Origin of the sequence: Streptomyces pratensis, assembly GCF_037137275.1 — a bacterium.
Taxonomy (GTDB): domain Bacteria; phylum Actinomycetota; class Actinomycetes; order Streptomycetales; family Streptomycetaceae; genus Streptomyces; species Streptomyces pratensis_B.
The window spans coordinates 1-19,259 of sequence record NZ_JBBBEN010000078.1 but is presented as its reverse complement, the minus strand read 5'-3'; the positions used below and the strand labels follow the sequence as shown (position 1 = coordinate 19,259).

The window sequence follows — 19,259 nt, the reverse complement described above, 5'->3', positions numbered from 1 at the left end:
CCAGCCGCTCAGACCTCGAGGACCTGGCGCTTGTTATAGGTGCCGCAGCTCGGGCACGCAATGTGCTGGAGCTTGGGCTCCTGGCAACGCTCGCACGAAACCAGGGTGGGGACCGCAGCCTTCCACTGCGACCGGCGGTGGCGCGTGTTGCTGCGCGACATCTTCCGCTTCGGAACAGCCACGGCTACTTCTCCTGCTTCTCGTCGACGCCCGGTTCGGCGCCGCCCATGTTGTCCTTCTCGCCGTCCTGAACGGTGTCGGCGAGTCCTTGCAGTGCCGCCCAACGAATGTCGACGGCATCGTGGTGGTGGCCCGGATTCTCGTCCAGTCTGATTCCGCATTCGGAACACAGACCGGCGCAGGTCTCCTTGCACACCGGCTGCATGGGCAGTGCGAGCACTACCGCGTCACGCAGCACTGACTCGAGGTCGAACAAGCCGTCCTCGAGGAAGAACCTGTCCTCGTCGTCCTCGGCGTCGTCGGCCGGGTCCGCCGCACTGCTGCGGCCCCGGTCATCGGCGTCAGGGTACGAGAACATCTCCTGGAACTCCGCGTCGACCTCTACGGTCAGCGGCTCCAGACACCTTACGCACTCCCCCTCGGCGGTTGCACGGGCGGTGCCTGTGACAAGCACCCCTTCCATGACCGATTCGAGACGGAGATCCAGCTCCACGGGCGCGCCCTGCGGCACGCCGATGACGCCGTCGATGCCCAGGACCGGTGAACCGGGTGCGTCCACCGAGCGGGTCAGCCGTTTCAGAGCACCGGGACGCCGACCCAGCTCGTGCGTGTCGAACACGAGGGGGTTGCGGTGGTCGAGGTGGCCGTTCAGGGCTTTTCCTGCTTTCGAAATCATGTGCACCGTGCGATGGGGGAAGGGCCGTCCCGGTCCGGAGGCGAGCCCTTCCGCTCCGGAGACGAAACGGGCAGGCGGGATCGCGGACCTGTGCGCGACCGAGGATTCAGGATACTGGACGGACCGCTCAGCACCCAATCGGGCCGCCTCGCCCCTCCCGTGAGGGGCCCGGGGCAGCCGCCCCGGGGGGTCAGCGGTCCTGTTCGTACCGGCGCAGCTGCTCCAGGTCGATCATGCTGGTGTCGAAGAGGCTGGTCTCGTCCAGCGCGCCCTCGTCCTGCCGGGCGGGCGCCTGGGCCTGCTGCTGCCAGCCGTAGTCGGGCTGGGACGGCGACTGCGGCGGATACTGCCCCGGGTCGTAGCCCGTCTGCTGGTAGGCCGCGTACGGGTCGGGCTGCTGCTGGTAGCCGTACGCGTCCTGGGCGCCGCCCTGCTGCTGGTACGGCTGCTCCTGGTAGCCGTACGCCGTCTGCGCGTACTGCGGCTCCGGCTGCGCGGAGTAGGAGGGCCGCACCGGCTGCTGGGGGGCTCGCTGCGGCTCCGGAGGGGCCAGCTCGGCGAGGCCGGCCAGATAGTCGGCGTCGCTGGTGTGCCCCTGGCCGCCCGCGGCGTCCTGGGCCGCCATGTGCGCGCCGAGGTCGTCGGTCGCGACCCGGCCGTGCAGCTTCTGCCGGCCCCGGCCCACCGCCTCCAGCGTCTTGGCGAGCACCGCCTCGAAGGCGCCGAACTTGGCGTCGACGTACGCGTCGGCGCGCTGCCGCAGCGTCTCCGGGTCGGCGCTGCGCTCGGGGGCCTCGGCGAAGTCGGGGTCCTCGTAGCCCTGCTCGTCCAGGCCCTGGCCGCGGCCGAGCAGCTTCTCGCGGCCGCGGTCCACGGAACCGATGGTCTTGGTGAGGACGACCTCGAAGTTGGCGAGCTTGCTGTCGACGTAGTCGTCGGCCTCGGCCCGGACCTCTTCCGCCTCCCGGCGGGCCTCGGACAGAATCCGGTCCGCCTCGCTGCGGGACTCGCGGGCGATCTCGGTCTCGGAGATCAGGGAGTCGCGCTGGGCGCGGGCCGACTCGACGATCCGCTCGGCCTCCTGCCGGGCCTGCTCGACGAGCTGCTCCCGGCCGCCGAGCAGTTCCTCCGCGTGGGCGAGGGAGCCCGGCAGCGCCTGGCGCACCTCGTCGAGCATGGCGAGCAGCTCGGCGCGGTTGACCACGCACGAAGCCGACATGGGCATGGAGCGGGCGTTCCCGACCGTTTCGACGATCTCGTCGAGCTTCTTCTGCACGTCCACCGTGTGCTCGCCACTTCCTGCTTGCTCTGTTGGAGACGGACGGGACGACTGTAAGGCCAGTCGGCCGCCGCCCGACACCTGGTGACGGGCCGTCAGGACGTCAGCGTTCGGCCAGGCGCTCCGTCAGCGCCGTGTGGACGGTGGGCGGCAGCAGGTGGGAGACATCGCCGCCCCAGGTCGCGACCTCCTTGACCAGGGAGGACGAGAGGAAGCTGTACGTCGGGTTGGTGGGCACGAAGAGCGTCTCGACACCGGAGAGGCCGTTGTTCATCTGGGCCATCTGGAGCTCGTAGTCGAAGTCGCTGACGGCTCGCAGACCCTTCACGATGGCCGGGATCTCCCGCTGCCGGCAGAAGTCGACCAGCAGGCCGTGGAAGGACTCCACCTCGACGTTCCCGAAGCCGGCGGTGACCTCGCGGATCATGTCGATCCGCTCCTCCACGGTGAACAGCCCCTTCTTGGACTGGTTGATCATCACCGCGACGTGCACCACGTCGTACAGCTTCGAGGCTCGGCCAATGATGTCGAGATGCCCGTTGGTGATGGGGTCGAAAGACCCCGGACATACGGCGCGGCGCACAGTGATTCCCTCGCTCTCCGGTCCAGTCATCGTGCGTCTTCGCACGTAGCGGCGGCGCGACCGTACCAAAGCGTTCCCTCGCCGTAGCGGCGGGAGCGCAGTGGCCCGAATCCGACGGGCCAGCCGAATTCTCCGCCCCGGGTGCCACGTTCCACCGTGACGAGCGCATCGCCGGTGAGCCACCCCTGAGCACGGAGTGTGAGCAGGATCTCCCGAAGATCGTCGTCGGTGACGGCGTACGGCGGGTCCAGGAAGACCACGTCGTACGGGTCGGCGGGGGGCGGACCCGTCACGATCTGTTCCGCTTTGCCGGTGCGCACCTCGGCGCCGGGCAGGCCGAGCGTGCGGACGTTGTCCCGGACGGTGCGCACCGCCTTCTGGTCGGCCTCGACGAGCAGGGCGTGGGCCGCGCCTCGGGAGAGCGCTTCGAGACCGACGGCTCCGGAGCCGGCGTACAGATCCGCGACCCGGGCGCCGTCGAGAGTGCCGAGCAGCGCTTCCCAGGTGGAGAACAGCCCCTCCCTCGCGCGGTCGGACGTGGGGCGGGTGCCGGCGCCGGGCGGGACGGCCAGGCGGCGTCCGCCGGCCGAGCCGGCGATCACGCGGGTCATGGGTGTGGGTCCTCGCTGGTCGTGGGGCACGGCTCACAGGGGCCGCGGGTCAGGCCGACCCGCGCGGTGCGGGCCGGGCGTCCACGATATGGCGTAAGGCCGGTGTCGGCCCGTCCGCCTCTCCCCCGCTCGCGCCCCCTCCTCTCCCGGGCCCGCGGCCTCGACCGCCTCCGGCGTACGGGGGGGCGGCGCTCACCCCTTGTCGAGGTACTCCTCGCGCTCCTTGTCCAGGAGGGCGGACAGCACGGTGCGCAGCTCCGGCAGGCGTTCCAGCTCCGGGTCGGCGGCGACGAGGGCGACGGCCTCCTCGCGGGCGGCGGCGATCACTTCCTCGTCGTCGATGACGGTGAGCATCCGCAGGGAGGAGCGCACCCCGGACTGGGCCTGGCCGAGGACGTCGCCCTCGCGGCGCTGTTCCAGGTCGATCCGGGAGAGCTCGAAGCCGTCGAGGGTGGCGGCGACGGCGGAGAGCCGGGCGCGGGCGGGACTCGCCTCGTGGGCCTCGCTGACCAGCAGGCAGAGCCCGGGGGCCGACCCGCGGCCGACGCGGCCGCGCAGCTGGTGGAGCTGGGAGACGCCGAACCGGTCGGCGTCCATGATCACCATGGCGGTGGCGTTGGGGACGTTGACTCCGACCTCGATGACCGTGGTGGCGACCAGGACGTCGACGTCCCCGGCGGCGAACCGGCGCATGACGTCGTCCTTCTCGTCGGGGTGCATCCGCCCGTGCAGCACCTCGATGCCCAGACCGGCCAGCGGGCCCTTGCGGAGCCCGTCTGCGATCTCCAGCACGGCGAGCGGGGGCCGCTTCTCCGGGTCCTCCTCTGCGGCCTTCTTCCTGGCCTTCCCCTTCTTCCCGTCCGCCTCCTCCGCGTCATCGCCGATGCGGGGGCAGACCACGTAGGCCTGGTGGCCGTTCTCCACCTCCTCGCGCACGCGCTCCCAGGCCCGGCTGAGGAAGTGCGGCTTGTCCTTGGCGGGGACGACGTGGCTGGCGATCGGGGAGCGGCCGGCCGGAAGCTGGTCCAGGACGGAGGTCTCCAGGTCGCCGAAGACCGTCATCGCGACCGTACGGGGGATGGGGGTGGCGGTCATGACGAGGAGGTGGGGAGGCTGCTTCCCCTTCGAACGCAGGGCGTCGCGCTGCTCCACGCCGAAGCGGTGCTGCTCGTCCACGACGACCAGGCCCAGGTCGTGGAACTGCACCTTGTCCTCGATGAGGGCGTGGGTGCCGATGACGATCCCGGCCTCGCCGGTGACCAGGTCGAGCAGGGCCTGCCGGCGGGCCGCCGTGCCCATGGAGCCGGTGAGCAGGACGACCTTGGTCCCCCGGTCGGCGCCGCCGAGCATCCCGCCCTCGGCCAGCTCCCCCATCATCTCGGTGATGGAGCGGTGGTGCTGCTGGGCGAGGACCTCGGTGGGGGCGAGCATCGCGGCCTGGCCGCCAGCGTCGACCACGGCGAGCATGGCGCGCAGAGCCACCATCGTCTTGCCGGAGCCGACCTCGCCCTGGAGGAGGCGGTGCATCGGGTGCTCGGTGGCCAGGTCGTCGAAGATCTCCTTGCTGACCTGGTGCTGGCCCTCGGTGAGAGTGAAGGGCAGCTTGGCGTCGAAGGCGTCCAGAAGGCCGTCGGCGACGGGGCGGCGGGCCACGGCGGGGAGCTGGGTCTCCGCGTGGCGGCGGCGGGCCAGGGCGACCTGGAGGACGAAGGCCTCGTCCCACTTGAGCCGCGCTCTGGCGTCCTCGATGTCCGCCCGGGTGTGCGGGCGGTGCGCCTTGAGCAGCGCTTCGGGAAGCGGCGGGAAGCCGCGCCCCTCGCGCAGGGAGGCGGGCAGCGGGTCCACGGCGTCCCGCGCGCTGGGCAGGACGGCGTCCACGGCCTTCGCGATGCGCCAGGAGTCGAGCTGCTTGCAGGCGGGGTAGATCGGCAGCAGCCGTCCGGCGAAGGCGTCCACGGCCTCGGTCGCCTCGTCGGCGGCGTCGAGCAGTTGGTACGTGGGGTGGGCCAGCTGCATCCTGCGGTTGAAGACGGAGACCTTACCCGCGAACATCGCCTGGCGGCCGGGGACCAGCTCCTTGTGCGGCTTGTGGACGCCGTGGCCGAAGAAGACCAGCTGGAGGCGGCCGCTGCCGTCGGTGAGGGTGACTTCCAGCCGCTTGCCCCGGCCGTTGTTGAACATCAGGACGCGGGCGTCGGCGACCTGGGCGACGACCGTGACGTGCTCGTCCAGCGGGAGGTCGGCCAGCGCGGTGAGCTTGCCCCGCTCCTCGTACCGCCGCGGGTAGTGGTGCAGCAGATCACCGACCGTGTGCAGGTCGAGGTGTTCGGCCATCACCTTCGCGGTGGCTCCGCCGAGCAGCTTCTTGAGAGGTTCATCGAACGAGGACACGCCTTCCATTGCACACCACGGCACTGACAACCGTCCGCCGGGCGCGACGGCGGGCGGCGGTTTCGGCCACCGCTCGACTACTCGACGCCGATCAGCAGCGGTGCGCGCTGGTGTCCGCCCCGGTAGACCACGGTGTCCACGGCGAGATGGCCGCCGCGCACGTGTTCCTCCAGCGCCTCGGCCAGCGTGTCGGGGACGTCCTCGCCGAGCACGAGGGTGACCAGTTCGCCGCCCGCCGCCAGCATCCGGTCGAGCACGGTGCGGGCGGTGGCCGGCACGTCGGAGCCGATGACGGCCACGTCCCCGTCGATCAGACCGAGGACGTCGCCCGCCTGGCAGACCCCGGCCATGGTCCACGACTGGTGCTCGGCGACGGCCAGTTCGGCGTAGCGGGTGGCGCCGGCGGCGGCGGTCATGGCGACCACGTCCTCGTCGAAGCCGCGGTCCGGCTCGTGCACGGCGAGGGCGGCGATGCCCTGGACGGCGGCGCGGGTGGGGACGAGGGCGACCCGGACCCCTTCGGTCCTGGCCTGCTCGGCGGCGGCGGCCGCGGTGTGGCGCAGGGCCGCGTCGTTGGGCAGCAGGACCACCTCCCGGGCGTGGGCGCGGCGGATCGCGTCGACCAGTTCGCCGCTGGCGGGCGGTTCGCCGGGGCGGGCGATCACCGCGGTGGCGCCGGCCTGGGCGCACAGCCCGGCCAGTCCGTCGCCGGGGACCACGAGGACGACGGCGCGCTGGGCGGGCTCGGCCGGGGAGCGCAGGTCGTGGCCGCTCTCGGTGGCGAAGTGCGTGATCCTGATGCGGTGGGGCCGCCCCGCCTCCACGCCCGCCTCCACGGCGGCGCCGGCGTCGTCGACATGGACGTGGACGTGCCAGAGCCCGTCGCCGCCCACCACGACCAGGGAGTCGCCGAGGGCGTCGAGCCGGGCGCGCAGCCGGTCGACCTGCTCGTCGCGGGCTTCCAGCAGGTAGATCACCTCGAACGCGGGGCCGCCGCCCTCGCCGTCGGGGCAGTCGGCCGCAGCGCCGCCCGCCGGCAGCTCCTCGGCCGAGCCGTCGGGCGCGGGCGGGGCGCCGGGGCCGGTGCGGGGCGCCCGCGGCGGGGTCCGCCCGGTCACCGCCTCCACGAGCGCGCCCAGGACCGCGACCAGGCCCCGGCCGCCGGCGTCGACCACGCCCGCGCGTCCCAGGACGGCGAGCTGGCCGGGGGTCTTCGCGAGAGCCGCGCGCGCGCCCTCGTAGGCGGCGTTCACCACCGCGCCCAGAGCCGGGTCGTCGCCCTGGGCCGCGGCCGCGGCCGCGTCGGCCACGGTGAGCACCGTGCCGTCGACGGGGTGGGCGACGGCGTGCCGGGCGGCGGCGGCGGCGCGGGCGAGGGCGAGGCGGAGGTGGGCCGCGTCGCCGCCGTCGGCCAGCACGCCGGCCATGCCGCGCAGCAGTTGGGCCAGGATGGTGCCGGAGTTCCCGCGGGCGCCGATCAGGGCCCCGTGCGCCATGGCGCGTACGGCGTCGGCGGTGGCGGGCGCGGTGGCGCCGGTCTCGTGCGCGGCGAACACGGCCTCGACGGCGGCGGCGGCGGACTCGACGGTCAGGTAGAGGTTGGTGCCGGTGTCGCCGTCGGCGACGGGATAGACGTTGATGGCGTCGATCTCCGCGCGCTCCCGGCCCAGGGCCTCCAGGGCCAGCGAGCACCAGGTGCGCACCGCGACGGCGTCCAGATCGTCGGGGGGCTGCGGCACCGGTGGACCTCCTTGAAGCGGCCGTGGCAACGGGCTGCTTCGCAGGTTAGCCCGGCTGCCGGCGTCCTGGCGGGGACAGGGGGCGGGGGGAAGGGCGGGCGAACCCGTGGTAGTTTCGTATCTCCGAAGCAGGCGTTGTATGCTGCTCCGGTTGCCCGATGAGAGTCGGGCCATTCATCCGGTGCCGCCACTTCAGTCACATGATTCCGGCGCGCCGGAATTCACTGTAAGTGCATCTGAAGTCTTTGGAGTGACCCGTGGCTGCCAACTGCGACGTTTGCGGCAAGGGGCCGAGCTTCGGCAACAACATTTCGCACTCGCACCGCCGTACGTCCCGTCGCTGGAATCCCAACATCCAGCGCGTGCGTGCCGTGGTCGGTCGGACGCCGAAGCGGCTCAACGTCTGCACCTCGTGCATCAAGGCCGGCAAGGTCGCGCGCTGACGTCCCCGTCGTAGCGCAGCCTTCCGGTTGCCTGAAAAGCCGGTCCACCTCGGTGGACCGGCTTTTTGCTGTGCTCAGCCGGCCGGGCGGACCTGCCAGCCGTGGTCGACCGGGCCGATGCCTCCGCCGAGCGGGAACCCGGCCTCGATCGCCCCGGTGACATAGGCCTTCGCGCCCCGTACCGCCGTGGGGACGTCCTGGCCGAGCGCGAGCCCGGAGGCGACGGCGGAGGCCAGGGTGCAGCCGGTGCCGTGGGTGTGCCGGTTGTCGTGGCGGGGGGCGCGCAGCCAGTGTTCCGCGCTGCCGTCGGTGAGCAGGTCCACCGCTTCGCCGGGCAGGTGGCCGCCCTTGATGAGCGCCCAGCGCGGCCCGAAGGCGAGGATCTTCTCGGCGGCCCGCCGCATTCCGCTCTCGTCGTCGACCCGGACGCCGGTGAGCTGTGCCACTTCGTCGAGGTTGGGGGTGGCGACGGTGGCGACGGGCAGGAGCCGGGTGCGCACGGAGTCGAGGGCCTCTGCGGCGAGCAGCGCGTCGCCGTGCTTGGAGACGCCGACCGGGTCGACGACCACGGGGGCGCGGGTGGCGGTGAGGAGTTCGGCGACGGTCTCGACCAGGGCCGCGGAGGCGAGCATTCCGGTCTTGACGGCCTGGACGCCGATGTCGTCGACGACGCTGCGGTACTGGGCGCGCACGGCCTCCACCGGCAGCTCCCACGCGCCCTGGACACCGAGGGAGTTCTGGGCGGTGACGGCGGTGACCACGCTCATGCCGTGCACGCCGAGCGCGAGCATGGTCTTCAGGTCGGCCTGGATTCCCGCACCGCCGCCGGAGTCGGAGCCGGCGACGGTGAGCACGCGGGGCGGTACAGCGGTACGTATGGGCATAGGCAGCAATCTAGTGCTCACCCGTGCGGCGGGGCGTCCTCCACCGAAGCGAAGTGGTCCCAGCCGCCCTTGCTGGTCCAGGGCGCGCCGTCGACGGTGACCTGGGGCAGGGCGGAGGGGTTGAGGACCTCGCCGATCACCTTCCAGCGGGCGGGCAGCTTCACGTCGGGCGGGTACGTCGCCACGATCGCGTGGTCCTCGCCCCCGGTCAGCACCCACTGGAGCGGGTCGACTCCGACGGCCTGGCCGATGTCGGACATCTGCGTGGGGATGTCGATGAGGCCGGAGCGCAGGTCGATGCGGACCTTGCTGGACTCGGCGATGTGCCCGAGGTCGGCGACGAGTCCGTCGCTGACGTCCGTCATCGCGGTGGCGCCGAGTCCGGCGGCCGCGGGACCCGCGTGGTAGGGCGGTTCCGGGCGGCGGTGGGCTTCGACGAAGGCGCGGGGCGAACGGAAACCGCGGGAGAGCACGGCGTAGCCGGCGGCGGACCAGCCGAGCCAGCCGGTGACCGCGACCACGTCGCCGGGGCGGGCGCCGGCCCGGGTGACCGGCTCGTGATTGCGCAGGTCGCCCAGTGCGGTGATCGCGACGGTGATCGTGTCGCCGCCGACGACGTCACCGCCGACGACGGCCGCGCCCGCGACCTGGCACTCGTCGCGCAGGCCGTCCATCAGCTCGGCGGCCCAGGTGACGGGCAGGTCGGCCGGGACCACGAGGCCCAGGAGCAGCGCGGTGGGGACGGCGCCCATCGCCGCGATGTCGGCGAGGTTCTGGGCGGCCGCCTTGCGGCCGACGTCGTACGCCGTCGACCAGTCGCGGCGGAAGTGCCGCCCTTCCAGCAGGATGTCCGTACTGGCCACGACTCTGCGGTCGGGAGCGGCCACGACCGCGGCGTCGTCGCCCGGCCCCAGTCGCACCGCCGGAGTGGTGGTGAGCCGGGATGTGAGCTCTCTGATGAGCCCGAACTCCCCCAACTCGCCCACGGTTCCCTTCACCGAGTCTCACCTCTCCTTTATCGCCCCGGACACCCGTCGGGGCCCCCGGTCGCGAGCCGTCACTGCTGTCGGTACCGTCAAGAGATACGTCAACTTGCGCTCTGTGGACGCCACGCTGGGGGCGTCATCCGGCCCGTGGGTCTCCCCGTGGCGCGCGACGACGCGATAACGTGGCGTCCCTTTCCCCCACATGATCCTCGTGGCCGCCCTGGAGGTTCCGTGGTACAGGCGTACATCCTCATCCAGACCGAGGTGGGCAAGGCGTCGATCGTCGCCGAGGCCGTCTCCACGATTCCGGGAGTCATCCAGGCAGAGGACGTCACCGGTCCGTACGACGTGATCGTGCGGGCCCAGTCCGAAACGGTCGACGCGCTCGGCCGCATGGTGGTCGCCAAGGTGCAGCAGGTGGACGGCATCACACGAACCCTGACCTGCCCGGTCGTCCACCTCTGACCCCCGTCTAGGCTGGGCCGGTGACGTCATCCGCCCGCCGGTCCCCCCGCTCGATATCCGTCCTCGGTCCGTCCGCTGCCGTGCTCGTGCTGGCCGCGGCGGGCTGTTCCCTCATCGGCGCGTCGCCCTCGGTCGAGGTTCCCACACCCTCTTCCGAGGCCGCCGCGTACTGCGAGGCCCTGCACGAGGAACTGCCGAAGACCGTCCTCGACCGGGAACGCAGCGATCCCTCCCCGGAGTCGGATCTGACCGCCGGCTGGGGGGACGGGGCGATCGTACTGCGCTGCGGCGTCCCGCGACCCGCCGAGATGGACGATCCCCAGGCGCAGGGCGTCGAGGCGGACGGTGTGAAGTGGCTGCTGGAGGAGCCCGGGGACTCCGGACCGCGGTTCACCACCACCTACCGGAAGGCGTACGTCGAGGTCACGCTCTCTCCGGAGTTCGCCCACGACATCACGCCGCTGGCCGCGTTCGCCGGTCCGGTCGCGAAGACGGTCCCGGACCGGCTCTGAGACGGCGGCCGCCGCCCCGGGGTCAGCGCAGTCCGGTGGAGCGTGACAGCGCGGCCTGGATCAGCCGGTCGACCAGCTCCGGGTAGCTGACGCCGCTCTCCTGCCACATGCGCGGGTACATGGAGATCGGGGTGAAGCCCGGCAGGGTGTTGATCTCGTTGACGACGAAGCCGCCGTCCTCTGTGAGGAAGAAGTCGGCGCGCACCAGGCCCTCGCAGGAGACCGCCTCGAAAGCGGCGACGGCGAGCCGCTGGACCTCTGCGGTCTGCTCCTTCGTGAGCGGCGCGGGGACCAGCCCGGCGGCCGAGTCGATGTACTTGGCCTCGAAGTCGTAGAAGTCGTGCGCGGTGACCGGCGGAATCTCGGCGGGCACGCTCGCGCGCGGTCCGTCCTCGAACTCCAGCACCCCGCACTCGATCTCGCGTCCGCGCAGCAGCGACTCGACGAGGAACTTGGGGTCGTGCCGGCGGGCCTCCTCGATCGCCTCGTCGAGGCCGGAGAGATCCTCGACCTTGGAGATGCCCATGGACGATCCGCCGCGGGCCGGCTTCACGAACAGCGGCCAGCCGTGCTCGCCCGCGAAGTCCACGATCCGCTTCCGGGCGGCGGCGCGGTCGCCGTCCCACTCGCGGGGGCGGACGACCTCGTACGGGCCGACGGGCAGCCCGTAGGAGCTGAAGACCCGCTTCATGTACTCCTTGTCCTGACCGACGGCGGAGGCGAGGACGCCCGCGCCGACGTAGGGGACACCGGAGAGTTCGAGAAGCCCCTGGAGGGTGCCGTCCTCTCCGTACGGACCGTGCAGGACGGGGAAGACGACGTCGACCTCGCCGAGGGCCTTGGGCACCGAGCCGGGCTCGCTGTAGAAGACCTCGCGGCTCCCGGGGTCCACGGAGAGCGCGACGCTGCCTTCGGCGGACTCGGTGAGCTGGGCGACGTCGGGGACCCGGCGGTCGGCGATGGCCATGCGTTCGGGGTCGTCCGCCGTCAGCGCCCAGCGGCCGTCCGAGGTGATGCCGATCGGCAGGACGTCGTACTTCGTCCGGTCGATGGCCTTCATGACGGCGCCGGCCGTGACGACCGAGATGCCGTGTTCGGAGCTGCGGCCGCCGAACACGACGGCCACACGGGGCTTGCGGCGGTGCGGCTCAGGGCTCTCGGCGCGCTCAGGGCTCTGGGGGAGGTTCTCGCTGCTCATATCGCGACGAGCGTACCTGCTGGTAGGGGCGACGTCAGCGCCGCTCGGCCTTGGCGCTCCGCGACATCAGCTCCTTGAGGGCGACGACCGGCGGCTTGCCCTCGTGGACGATCGAGACGACGGTTTCCGTGATGGGCATGTCGACCCCGTGGCGGCGGGCGAGATCGAGAACCGATTCGCAGGACTTGACGCCCTCTGCGGTCTGCCTGGTGACGGCGATCGTTTCCTGGAGCGTCATGCCGCGGCCGAGGTTGGTGCCGAAGGTGTGGTTGCGCGAGAGCGGCGAGGAGCAGGTCGCCACCAGGTCGCCCAGGCCCGCGAGTCCGGAGAACGTCAGCGGGTCGGCGCCCATGGCCAGGCCCAGGCGGGTGGTCTCGGCGAGGCCGCGGGTGATGAGGGAGCCCTTGGCGTTGTCCCCCAGGCCCATGCCGTCCGCGATGCCGACGGCGAGGCCGATGACGTTCTTCACCGCGCCGCCGAGTTCGCAGCCGACCACGTCGGTGTTGGTGTACGGCCGGAAGTAGGGCGTGTGGCAGGCGGCCTGGAGGCGCTCGGCGACGGACGCGTCGGCACAGGCGACGACGGCCGCGGCGGGGCGGCGTTCGGCGATCTCCTTGGCGAGGTTGGGGCCGGAGATGACGGCGACGCGGTCGGCGGAGACCTGGGTGACGTCCGCGAGGACCTCGCTCATCAGCTTGGCGGTGCCCAGTTCGACGCCCTTCATCAGGGAGACCAGGACGGTGTCCGGCTCCAGGTGCGGGGCCCAGTCGGCGAGGTTGGCGCGGAGCGTCTGGGAGGGCACGACGAGGAAGGCGAACTCGGCTCCGCGCAGGGCCTCGGCGGCGTCCGTGGTGGCACGGACGGAGTCGGGGAGCGTGAGGCCCGGAAGGTAGTCCGGGTTGGTGCGGGTGGTGTTGATGGTCTCGGCGACCTCGGCACGGCGCCCCCAGAGGGTGACCTCGCAGCCCGCGTCGGCGAGGATCACGGCGAAGGCCGTACCCCATGAGCCGGTTCCGAAGACGGCTGCTTTTACGGGGTGCGTCACGTGGGTCCCTTTCCCTGCGCCCTGCGCCGTTGCTCAGCACGGGCTTTGCGGTGATCGTAGAGCTCGGCGGGGGCCTTCTCCCCGCGCAGGTCCTCCAGCTCGCGGGTGATCGCCGCCATGATGGCCTCGGTCACCTCGCGCAGGACGTCGGGCGTCGGCTCCAGCCCGTAGAAGCGGTCGAGGTCGACGGGCGGCCCGGCCTGGACCCGCAGGGTCTTGCGGGGGAACAGCCGGAGCCTGTTCTCCTTGGCGTACGGCGGCATCGCCAGATGCGCGCCCCACTGGGCGACCGGGATGACCGGCGCCCGCGTCATCAGCGCGACCCGGGCGGCGCCGGTCTTGCCGGCCATCGGCCACATGGCGGGGTCGCGGGTGAGGGTGCCCTCCGGGTAGAAGGCGACGCACTCGCCGCGCTCGATGGCGTCGACGGCGGCGCGGAAGGCGTCCAGCGCGTCGGTGGTCTCGCGGTAGACGGGGATCTGGCCGGTGCCGCGCAGCATCATCCCGACGAAGGGGGTGCGGAAAAGGCCGGCCTTGGCCAGAAACCGCGGCACCCGCCCGGTGTTGTACTGGAAGTGGCCGTAGGAGAGCGGGTCCAGATAGGAGTTGTGGTTGACGGCGCTGATGAATCCGCCGTCGGCCGGAATGTGCTCTGTCCCCCGCCACTCGCGCTTGAACAGAACCACCAGTGGCGGCTTGGCGATGACCGCCGCCAGGCGGTACCAGAAGCCGATTCTGCGGCGGGGCACGAGGACACCTTTCTCTCACGACGTCGACCTGATGCCTGGCTGTAGGCGGTCAAGTCTCGCCCCAGGCCCCTGCTGTGTCGAGAACACCGTACGCCTCACCTTCGAGAGGGGCGCTCCGGGTTGTCGTACCGGCAGGCGAGAATATGTGCTGATGCGCACAGAGGGGGAGATCACCACGAACACCGATCAGCCGGGGTCCTGGTCCCTGGTCGTTCCGCTGAAACCGCTCGCACGGGCGAAGAGCCGCCTGGGGAGGGCGACCGGCGAGGCGTCGCGGCCGAGGCTGGCTCTGGCCTTCGCCCAGGACACGGTGGCCGCGGCGTTGGCCTGCGCCCGGGTGCGGAATGTGGTGGTCGTCACGGACGATCCCGAGGCCGCTGCGGCGCTTTCCGCGCTCGGGGCGCGCATCGTGCGGGACGCGCCGGGGGCCGGGCTCAACGCGGCGCTGGCGCACGGCGCCCGCGCGGTGCGCCTGGCGCGGCCCGCCGCCGCGGTGGCGGCGCTCAACGCGGATCTGCCCGCGCTGCGCCCCGGCGAATTGGCGCGCGTGCTCGATTTCGCTTCTTCTTTTCCCCGCGCATTTCTCCGCGACGCCGCGGGAATCGGCACGACATTTCTGTCCGCCGGCAGCGGTGCGGAATTCCGTCCGGCTTTCGGCGGTCCGTCCGGGGCCCGGCACCTGGCGTCGGGCGCGGCGGACATGTCCCGGCCCGGTCTCGACTCGGTGCGCCGGGACGTGGATACGGTCGAGGATCTGCGGGTGGCCCTGACCCTCGGGGTGGGGCCGCACACCGCGCGGCTCATGGCCGTGCTGGAGCCGGCGCTCGACCGATAGGCTGCCGCCCATGCAGGCGACCTCGTACACGTACGACCCCCAGACGCGTACCGGCAGTGTGCTGCTGGACGACGGCACCCCGGTGGACTTCGGGGCCCCGGCCTTCGACGCGGGCGGTCTGCTGCTGCTGCGTCCGGGGCAGCGGGTGCGGATCGAGGGCGAGGGCGAGGGGGCGGCGCTGCGGATCACCCTGGTGACCCTGCAGACGTTCTGAGGGGCGCGCGGGGCCGGGGCCCCGGACAGCCCGCGGGCCGGGCTCCCCCGAGGGGAGCCCGGCCCGGCGCGTGTGAGGGGCGAACGGGCGCCGGTCTCACTTCTTGCGTGCGGGGGCCTTCTTGGCCGTGGTCTTGCGCGCCGTGGTCTTCTTCGCGGGCGCCTTCTTCGCCGTGGCCTTCTTGGCGGGCGCCGTCTTGCTGGGCGAGGCCTTCTTGGCGGTCGTCGCGGTCTTCTTCGCCGGGGTCGCCTTCGTCGCTGCCGCGGTGGTCTTATTGGCCGCGGAGCCGGTCTTCTTGGCGGTGGTCTTCTTGGCCGCGGCGGTGGTCTTCGCCGGCGTCGCCTTCTTGGCGGTGGCCTTCTTCGCGGTGGCCTTCTTGGCGGCCGACTTCTTGGCGGCGGCGGCCTTCACCGTCGTACGGGCGGCGGAAGATCCGCCCGAGAGGCTGCCCTTGGGCGCCTTCTTCACGGCCACGTCGTTCTTGGGGAGCTTCTTGGAGCCGCTCACCAGGTCCTTGAAACCCTGGCCCGCGCGGAAGCGGGGCACCGAGGTCTTCTTGACCCGGACGCGCTCACCCGTCTGCGGGTTGCGGGCGTACCGGGCGGGGCGGTCGACCTTCTCGAACGAGCCGAAGCCGGTGACCGAGACACGGTCCCCGGCGACAACGGCACGGACGATCGCGTCGAGTACCGCGTCGACCGCGTCTGCGGCCTGCTGACGGCCGCCGACCTTGTCGGCAATCGCTTCTACGAGCTGCGCCTTGTTCACGTCTTCCCCTTCGGAGACATTGCCAGAACGAAAGTGTTCAAGCTTTTTCGCACGTTAGGCAGATATATACCGCAAATCAAACACGAAACGGGCTAATCACCCTAGTGCCGCAACGAAGTAGACCGATGCGCAGTTCCACGTGTCAGTCACCTTCGGGGAATCGGCCCTCATCGAGGTCCTTCATCAACCGGTCCAGACGCCTTGCCGCGTCCGGGAGATCGTGCTTCGCCGCGGCCGTGACGACCAGCAGCTTCCGGGTCAGCGCCATCCGTACGCTCTCCGGGACTTGCAGTGCACGCACCTTCGCGTGCGCTTCCTTCAATCGGTCGGCGACGTGGCCGTAGAGCTTGAGTTGGCTGTCGCGTTCCATGCACCGATTGTGCCATCTGGGGCGAGTTGTCGCCCGACTGGGTCTCAACAAGCAACTGCGCCCCCTGCCCGGAGGCAGGGGGCGCAGTCGGAGAAAAGCGCTGCTCAGGCGGCGATGGTACGCGGTTTGAAGGCCGGGCGTGCCGCCTCGTAGGCCGCGATGTCCGCTTCGTTCTGAAGGGTGAGGCTGATGTCGTCGAGACCGTTCAGCAGCCGCCAGCGGGCGTTCTCGTCCAGCTCGAAGCCCGCGGTGAGGCCCCCGGCGCGGACCTGTCGCGCCTCCAGGTCGACGGTCACCTCGACGTTCGGGTCGGCCTCGGTCAGCTCCCAGAGCGCGTCGACGACCTGCTGGTCCAGGACCACGGTCAGCAGGCCGTTCTTCAGGGAGTTGCCGCGGAAGATGTCGGCGAAGCGGGAGGAGACGACGGCCTTGAAGCCGAAGTTCTGCAGGGCCCAGACCGCGTGTTCGCGGGAGGAGCCCGTGCCGAAGTCGGGACCGGCCACCAGGACCGACGCGCCCTGGCGCTCGGGGCGGTTGAGGACGAAGTCCGCGTCCTTGCGCCAGGCTTCGAAGAGGCCGTCCTCGAAGCCGTCGCGAGTGACCTTCTTCAGCCAGTGGGCCGGGATGATCTGGTCGGTGTCGACGTTGCTGCGGCGCAGCGGAACGGCCCGGCCGGTGTGGGTGGTGAAGGCTTCCATGGCTATCGCACTCCGGCGGGGGTTCGGGCGTCGGACAGGTCGGCGGGCGAGGCCAGACGGCCCAGCACCGCGGTGGCGGCGGCGACCTGGGGCGAGACCAGGTGGGTGCGGCCGCCCTTGCCCTGCCGGCCCTCGAAGTTGCGGTTCGAGGTGGAGGCGGAGCGCTCGCCGGGGGCCAGCTGGTCGGGGTTCATGCCGAGGCACATCGAGCATCCGGCGTGCCGCCATTCGGCGCCGGCCTCGGTGAAGACCTTGTCCAGACCCTCCGCGACGGCTTGGAGCGCGACCCGGACGGAGCCCGGGACGACCAGCATCCGTACGCCGCTCGCGACTTTGCGGCCCTCCAGGACCGAGGCCGCGTTGCGCAGGTCCTCGATACGGCCGTTGGTGCACGAACCTACGAACACGGTGTCGACGCTGATATCGCGCAGCGGCTGCCCCGCGGTCAACCCCATGTACTCCAGGGCCTTTTCCGCGGCGTGGCGCTCCGAGGCGTCCTCGTACGAAGCGGGGTCGGGGACGTGGGACGACAGCGGCGCGCCCTGCCCCGGGTTGGTGCCCCAGGTGACGAACGGGGCCAGCTCGGTGGCGTCGATGACGACCTCGGCGTCGAACACCGCGTCGTCGTCGGAGCGCAGCGTCTCCCAGTAGGCGACGGCGGCGTCCCAGTCCTCGCCCGTGGGCGCGTGGTCGCGGCCCTTGAGGTAGTCGAGGGTGGTGGCGTCGGGGGCGATCATGCCCGCGCGGGCGCCGGCCTCGATCGACATGTTGCAGATGGTCATCCGGGCCTCCATCGAGAGCTTCTCGATGGCGGAGCCGCGGTATTCGAGGATGTAGCCCTGGCCGCCGCCGGTGCCGATCCGGGCGATGATCGCCAGGATCAGGTCCTTCGCGGTGACCTCTTCCGGCAGTTCGCCCTCGACCGTGATGGCCATGGTCTTCGGGCGGGCCAGCGGCAGCGTCTGGGTGGCCAGGACGTGCTCCACCTGGCTGGTGCCGATCCCGAACGCCAGCGCGCCGAACGCGCCGTGCGTGGAGGTGTGGGAGTCACCGCAGACCACGGTGGTGCCGGGCTGGGTCAGCCCGAGCTGCGGGCCGACCACGTGGACGACGCCCTGCTCGACGTCGCCCAGCGGGTGCAGCCGGACGCCGAAGTCCGCGCAGTTCTTGCGCAGCGTCTCCAACTGGGCGCGCGAGACGGGGTCGGCGATCGGCTTGTCGATGTCGAGGGTCGGGGTGTTGTGGTCCTCGGTGGCGATGGTGAGGTCGAGACGTCGCACCGGGCGTCCGGCCTGACGCAGCCCGTCGAAGGCCTGCGGGCTGGTCACCTCGTGCAGCAGGTGCAGATCGATGAAGAGGAGGTCGGGCTCACCCTCCGCGCGCTCCTGGTCGAGCGAAGTCGAGAGCTTGGGGATGACATGGTCGTCCCAGACCTTCTCCGCGAGTGTCCTACCCATCGCTTTCCCTCCGGTCGGCTTCTTCGCCGACCCAACTAGAGATTCGGAGCGCCTCCGTCCGGACCCCCGTGCGGGGCGGTGGCTACGAGCCGTTGTGCGGCCGCCCGTACAGGTTCGCAACTTCCGCTGAAAATTGAACTTGCGTTTCACAGAGTGAGACGGGAGTATCGTCGTATGGACAACTCTAGCGGCGTCGGCGTTCTCGACAAGGCAGCTCTGGTATTGAGCGCCCTGGAGTCCGGTCCGGCCACCCTCGCCGGGCTGGTCGCGGCGACCGGGCTCGCACGGCCCACGGCCCATCGACTGGCCGTGGCACTGGAACACCACCGGATGGTGGCGAGGGACATGCAGGGCCGGTTCATTCTCGGCCCCCGGCTGTCGGAACTGGCGGCCGCGGCGGGCGAGGACCGCCTGCTGGCGACGGCCGGACCGGTGCTCACCCACCTGCGCGACATCACCGGCGAGAGCGCGCAGCTCTACCGCCGGCAGGGCGACATGCGCATCTGCGTGGCGGCGGCGGAGCGGCTGTCCGGACTCCGGGACACGGTGCCGGTCGGCTCCACGCTCACCATGAAGGCGGGCTCTTCCGCCCAGATCCTGATGGCCTGGGAGGAGCCGGAGCGCCTGCACCGGGGCCTCCAGGGCGCGAGGTTCACGGCGACGGCGCTCTCCGGCGTACGACGGCGGGGCTGGGCCCAGTCGATCGGCGAGCGGGAGCCGGGCGTCGCCTCGGTCTCCGCTCCCGTGCGGGGCCCGTCCAACCGGGTGGTGGCCGCCGTCTCGGTCTCCGGCCCGATCGAGCGGCTCACGCGTCATCCGGGCCGGATGCACGCCCAGGCGGTCATCGACTCGGCGGCGCGGCTGAGCGAGGCGCTCCGCCGTACGGGCTGAGACCTCCCGCCCTCCGGCCCCCCCGTCCGACACTCGCCCCGCATCACGGGCAGTGCCCGTCCCCTCCCGATGGCCGCCCCAGCGCCGTGGCGGCCGCCACCCCCTTCCCGGCCTCTTGACCGGCCAACGACCAGGGGGCGTAGAGGACTTGGCCGCACCAGCCGTTCACGGCAAGCAAGAAGGCCCTCCACCGAGGTGAAGGGCCTTCCCGTACTGCCGTGTTGTACCCCCGACCGGATTCGAACCGGCGCTACTGCCGTGAGAGGGCAGCGTGCTAGGCCGCTA

At 71.6% G+C, this 19,259-nt stretch carries 22 protein-coding genes; 6 read left to right on the top strand and 16 right to left on the bottom strand.

All coding sequences use genetic code 11. The features are described 5' to 3' along the window. Positions 1-8: 8 nt before the first annotated feature. The 7 genes from rpmF to V9U70_RS09400 all read right to left on the bottom strand — a co-directional run bounded on the left by rpmF (position 9) and on the right by V9U70_RS09400 (position 7,459). Complete coding sequence (rpmF, locus tag V9U70_RS09430) at positions 9-182, bottom strand: 50S ribosomal protein L32 (RefSeq protein ID WP_003965982.1); 174 nt, start codon at positions 180-182, stop codon at positions 9-11. A gap of 2 nt (positions 183-184) precedes the next feature. Continuing rightward, on the bottom strand, positions 185-856 hold the full coding sequence (locus tag V9U70_RS09425; RefSeq protein WP_336674074.1) for a YceD family protein: 672 nt from the start codon (positions 854-856) through the stop codon (positions 185-187). Positions 857-1,046: 190 nt separating this feature from the next. Then, positions 1,047-2,138: an ATP synthase F0 subunit B gene (locus V9U70_RS09420; protein WP_336674035.1), complete on the bottom strand. Its 1,092-nt coding sequence runs from the start codon at positions 2,136-2,138 to the stop codon at positions 1,047-1,049. Positions 2,139-2,238: 100 nt separating this feature from the next. Further along, on the bottom strand, positions 2,239-2,718 hold the full coding sequence (coaD, locus tag V9U70_RS09415; RefSeq protein ID WP_336674073.1) for a pantetheine-phosphate adenylyltransferase: 480 nt from the start codon (positions 2,716-2,718) through the stop codon (positions 2,239-2,241). Positions 2,719-2,744: 26 nt separating this feature from the next. Next, positions 2,745-3,329, bottom strand: a complete 585-nt coding sequence (rsmD, locus tag V9U70_RS09410; protein WP_336674034.1) for a 16S rRNA (guanine(966)-N(2))-methyltransferase RsmD — start codon at positions 3,327-3,329, stop codon at positions 2,745-2,747. 192 nt (positions 3,330-3,521) lie between these two features. Then, positions 3,522-5,729: an ATP-dependent DNA helicase RecG gene (gene recG / locus V9U70_RS09405; protein WP_336674033.1), complete on the bottom strand. Its 2,208-nt coding sequence runs from the start codon at positions 5,727-5,729 to the stop codon at positions 3,522-3,524. 68 nt (positions 5,730-5,797) lie between these two features. Further along, positions 5,798-7,459: a DAK2 domain-containing protein gene (locus V9U70_RS09400; RefSeq protein ID WP_336674032.1), complete on the bottom strand. Its 1,662-nt coding sequence runs from the start codon at positions 7,457-7,459 to the stop codon at positions 5,798-5,800. Between the two features lie 257 nt (positions 7,460-7,716). Here V9U70_RS09400 and rpmB point away from each other — a divergent pair, with 257 nt between their 5' ends. Continuing rightward, positions 7,717-7,902, top strand: a complete 186-nt coding sequence (gene rpmB, locus V9U70_RS09395) for a 50S ribosomal protein L28 (RefSeq protein WP_026171429.1) — start codon at positions 7,717-7,719, stop codon at positions 7,900-7,902. Positions 7,903-7,976: 74 nt separating this feature from the next. Here rpmB and thiD read toward each other — a convergent pair whose 3' ends face one another. Together thiD and V9U70_RS09385 are read right to left on the bottom strand one after the other, a co-directional pair. Beyond that, positions 7,977-8,786 carry a bifunctional hydroxymethylpyrimidine kinase/phosphomethylpyrimidine kinase gene (thiD, locus tag V9U70_RS09390; protein WP_336674031.1) on the bottom strand — a complete coding sequence of 270 codons (810 nt, stop codon included), beginning with the start codon at positions 8,784-8,786 and terminating at the stop codon, positions 7,977-7,979. A gap of 17 nt (positions 8,787-8,803) precedes the next feature. Continuing rightward, on the bottom strand, positions 8,804-9,784 hold the full coding sequence (locus V9U70_RS09385; protein ID WP_336674030.1) for a thiamine-phosphate kinase: 981 nt from the start codon (positions 9,782-9,784) through the stop codon (positions 8,804-8,806). Between the two features lie 219 nt (positions 9,785-10,003). On the opposite strand from V9U70_RS09385, the gene V9U70_RS09380 reads away from it, so the two are divergent. Together V9U70_RS09380 and V9U70_RS09375 are read left to right on the top strand one after the other, a co-directional pair. Next, positions 10,004-10,237 (top strand): Lrp/AsnC ligand binding domain-containing protein, encoded by a 234-nt coding sequence (locus tag V9U70_RS09380; RefSeq protein ID WP_336674029.1) that lies wholly within the window; start codon positions 10,004-10,006, stop codon positions 10,235-10,237. Positions 10,238-10,257: 20 nt separating this feature from the next. After that, complete coding sequence (locus V9U70_RS09375) at positions 10,258-10,749, top strand: DUF3515 domain-containing protein (protein WP_336674028.1); 492 nt, start codon at positions 10,258-10,260, stop codon at positions 10,747-10,749. A gap of 22 nt (positions 10,750-10,771) precedes the next feature. Here V9U70_RS09375 and V9U70_RS09370 read toward each other — a convergent pair whose 3' ends face one another. Genes V9U70_RS09370 through V9U70_RS09360 form a run of 3 tightly spaced genes read right to left on the bottom strand, consistent with a single transcriptional unit; the run spans position 10,772 to position 13,741 of the window. Then, positions 10,772-11,947: a D-alanine--D-alanine ligase family protein gene (locus tag V9U70_RS09370; protein WP_336674027.1), complete on the bottom strand. Its 1,176-nt coding sequence runs from the start codon at positions 11,945-11,947 to the stop codon at positions 10,772-10,774. A 34-nt stretch (positions 11,948-11,981) separates the two neighbouring features. After that, the gene (locus V9U70_RS09365; RefSeq protein ID WP_336674026.1) at positions 11,982-12,992 is read right to left on the bottom strand and encodes an NAD(P)H-dependent glycerol-3-phosphate dehydrogenase; all 1,011 of its coding nucleotides are present in this window, start codon (positions 12,990-12,992) and stop codon (positions 11,982-11,984) included. Next, positions 12,989-13,741 carry a lysophospholipid acyltransferase family protein gene (locus V9U70_RS09360; protein ID WP_336674025.1) on the bottom strand — a complete coding sequence of 251 codons (753 nt, stop codon included), beginning with the start codon at positions 13,739-13,741 and terminating at the stop codon, positions 12,989-12,991. Before V9U70_RS09360 ends, V9U70_RS09365 begins: the two co-directional genes overlap by 4 nt. A 151-nt stretch (positions 13,742-13,892) precedes the next feature. Here V9U70_RS09360 and cofC point away from each other — a divergent pair, with 151 nt between their 5' ends. Both cofC and V9U70_RS09350 read left to right on the top strand, forming a co-directional pair. Beyond that, entirely contained in the window at positions 13,893-14,576 is a 684-nt protein-coding gene (cofC, locus tag V9U70_RS09355; RefSeq protein WP_336674072.1) for a 2-phospho-L-lactate guanylyltransferase, read from the top strand. A gap of 10 nt (positions 14,577-14,586) precedes the next feature. After that, positions 14,587-14,790, top strand: coding sequence for a hypothetical protein (locus tag V9U70_RS09350; RefSeq protein WP_336674024.1), 204 nt, complete (start codon positions 14,587-14,589; stop codon positions 14,788-14,790). 96 nt (positions 14,791-14,886) lie between these two features. Here the strand turns inward: V9U70_RS09350 and V9U70_RS09345 are convergent, their stop codons facing one another. From V9U70_RS09345 to leuC, 4 genes are all read right to left on the bottom strand, one after another. Then, positions 14,887-15,558 (bottom strand): HU family DNA-binding protein, encoded by a 672-nt coding sequence (locus V9U70_RS09345; RefSeq protein WP_336674023.1) that lies wholly within the window; start codon positions 15,556-15,558, stop codon positions 14,887-14,889. A 142-nt stretch (positions 15,559-15,700) separates the two neighbouring features. Further along, a complete protein-coding gene (locus tag V9U70_RS09340) occupies positions 15,701-15,928 on the bottom strand; it encodes an SCO5555 family protein (protein ID WP_336674022.1) in 228 nt (75 codons plus the stop codon). Between the two features lie 104 nt (positions 15,929-16,032). Beyond that, positions 16,033-16,626, bottom strand: coding sequence for a 3-isopropylmalate dehydratase small subunit (gene leuD / locus V9U70_RS09335; protein ID WP_336674021.1), 594 nt, complete (start codon positions 16,624-16,626; stop codon positions 16,033-16,035). A gap of 2 nt (positions 16,627-16,628) precedes the next feature. Further along, positions 16,629-18,083, bottom strand: coding sequence for a 3-isopropylmalate dehydratase large subunit (gene leuC, locus V9U70_RS09330; protein ID WP_336674020.1), 1,455 nt, complete (start codon positions 18,081-18,083; stop codon positions 16,629-16,631). A 174-nt stretch (positions 18,084-18,257) separates the two neighbouring features. Here leuC and ndgR point away from each other — a divergent pair, with 174 nt between their 5' ends. Beyond that, positions 18,258-18,974: an IclR family transcriptional regulator NdgR gene (gene ndgR / locus V9U70_RS09325; protein WP_003966003.1), complete on the top strand. Its 717-nt coding sequence runs from the start codon at positions 18,258-18,260 to the stop codon at positions 18,972-18,974. Positions 18,975-19,259: the final 285 nt, after the last annotated feature.

Coding starts and splice junctions, on each gene's coding strand:
- V9U70_RS09370 (WP_336674027.1), bottom strand. CDS start 11,947: ATGAGCAGCGAGAACCTCCCCCAGAGCCCTGAGCGCGCCGAGAGCCCT.
- leuD (WP_336674021.1), bottom strand. CDS start 16,626: ATGGAAGCCTTCACCACCCACACCGGCCGGGCCGTTCCGCTGCGCCGC.
- V9U70_RS09350 (WP_336674024.1), top strand. CDS start 14,587: ATGCAGGCGACCTCGTACACGTACGACCCCCAGACGCGTACCGGCAGT.
- recG (WP_336674033.1), bottom strand. CDS start 5,729: ATGGAAGGCGTGTCCTCGTTCGATGAACCTCTCAAGAAGCTGCTCGGC.
- cofC (WP_336674072.1), top strand. CDS start 13,893: ATGCGCACAGAGGGGGAGATCACCACGAACACCGATCAGCCGGGGTCC.
- V9U70_RS09340 (WP_336674022.1), bottom strand. CDS start 15,928: ATGGAACGCGACAGCCAACTCAAGCTCTACGGCCACGTCGCCGACCGA.
- rsmD (WP_336674034.1), bottom strand. CDS start 3,329: ATGACCCGCGTGATCGCCGGCTCGGCCGGCGGACGCCGCCTGGCCGTC.
- thiD (WP_336674031.1), bottom strand. CDS start 8,786: ATGCCCATACGTACCGCTGTACCGCCCCGCGTGCTCACCGTCGCCGGC.
- leuC (WP_336674020.1), bottom strand. CDS start 18,083: ATGGGTAGGACACTCGCGGAGAAGGTCTGGGACGACCATGTCATCCCC.
- ndgR (WP_003966003.1), top strand. CDS start 18,258: ATGGACAACTCTAGCGGCGTCGGCGTTCTCGACAAGGCAGCTCTGGTA.
- V9U70_RS09425 (WP_336674074.1), bottom strand. CDS start 856: ATGATTTCGAAAGCAGGAAAAGCCCTGAACGGCCACCTCGACCACCGC.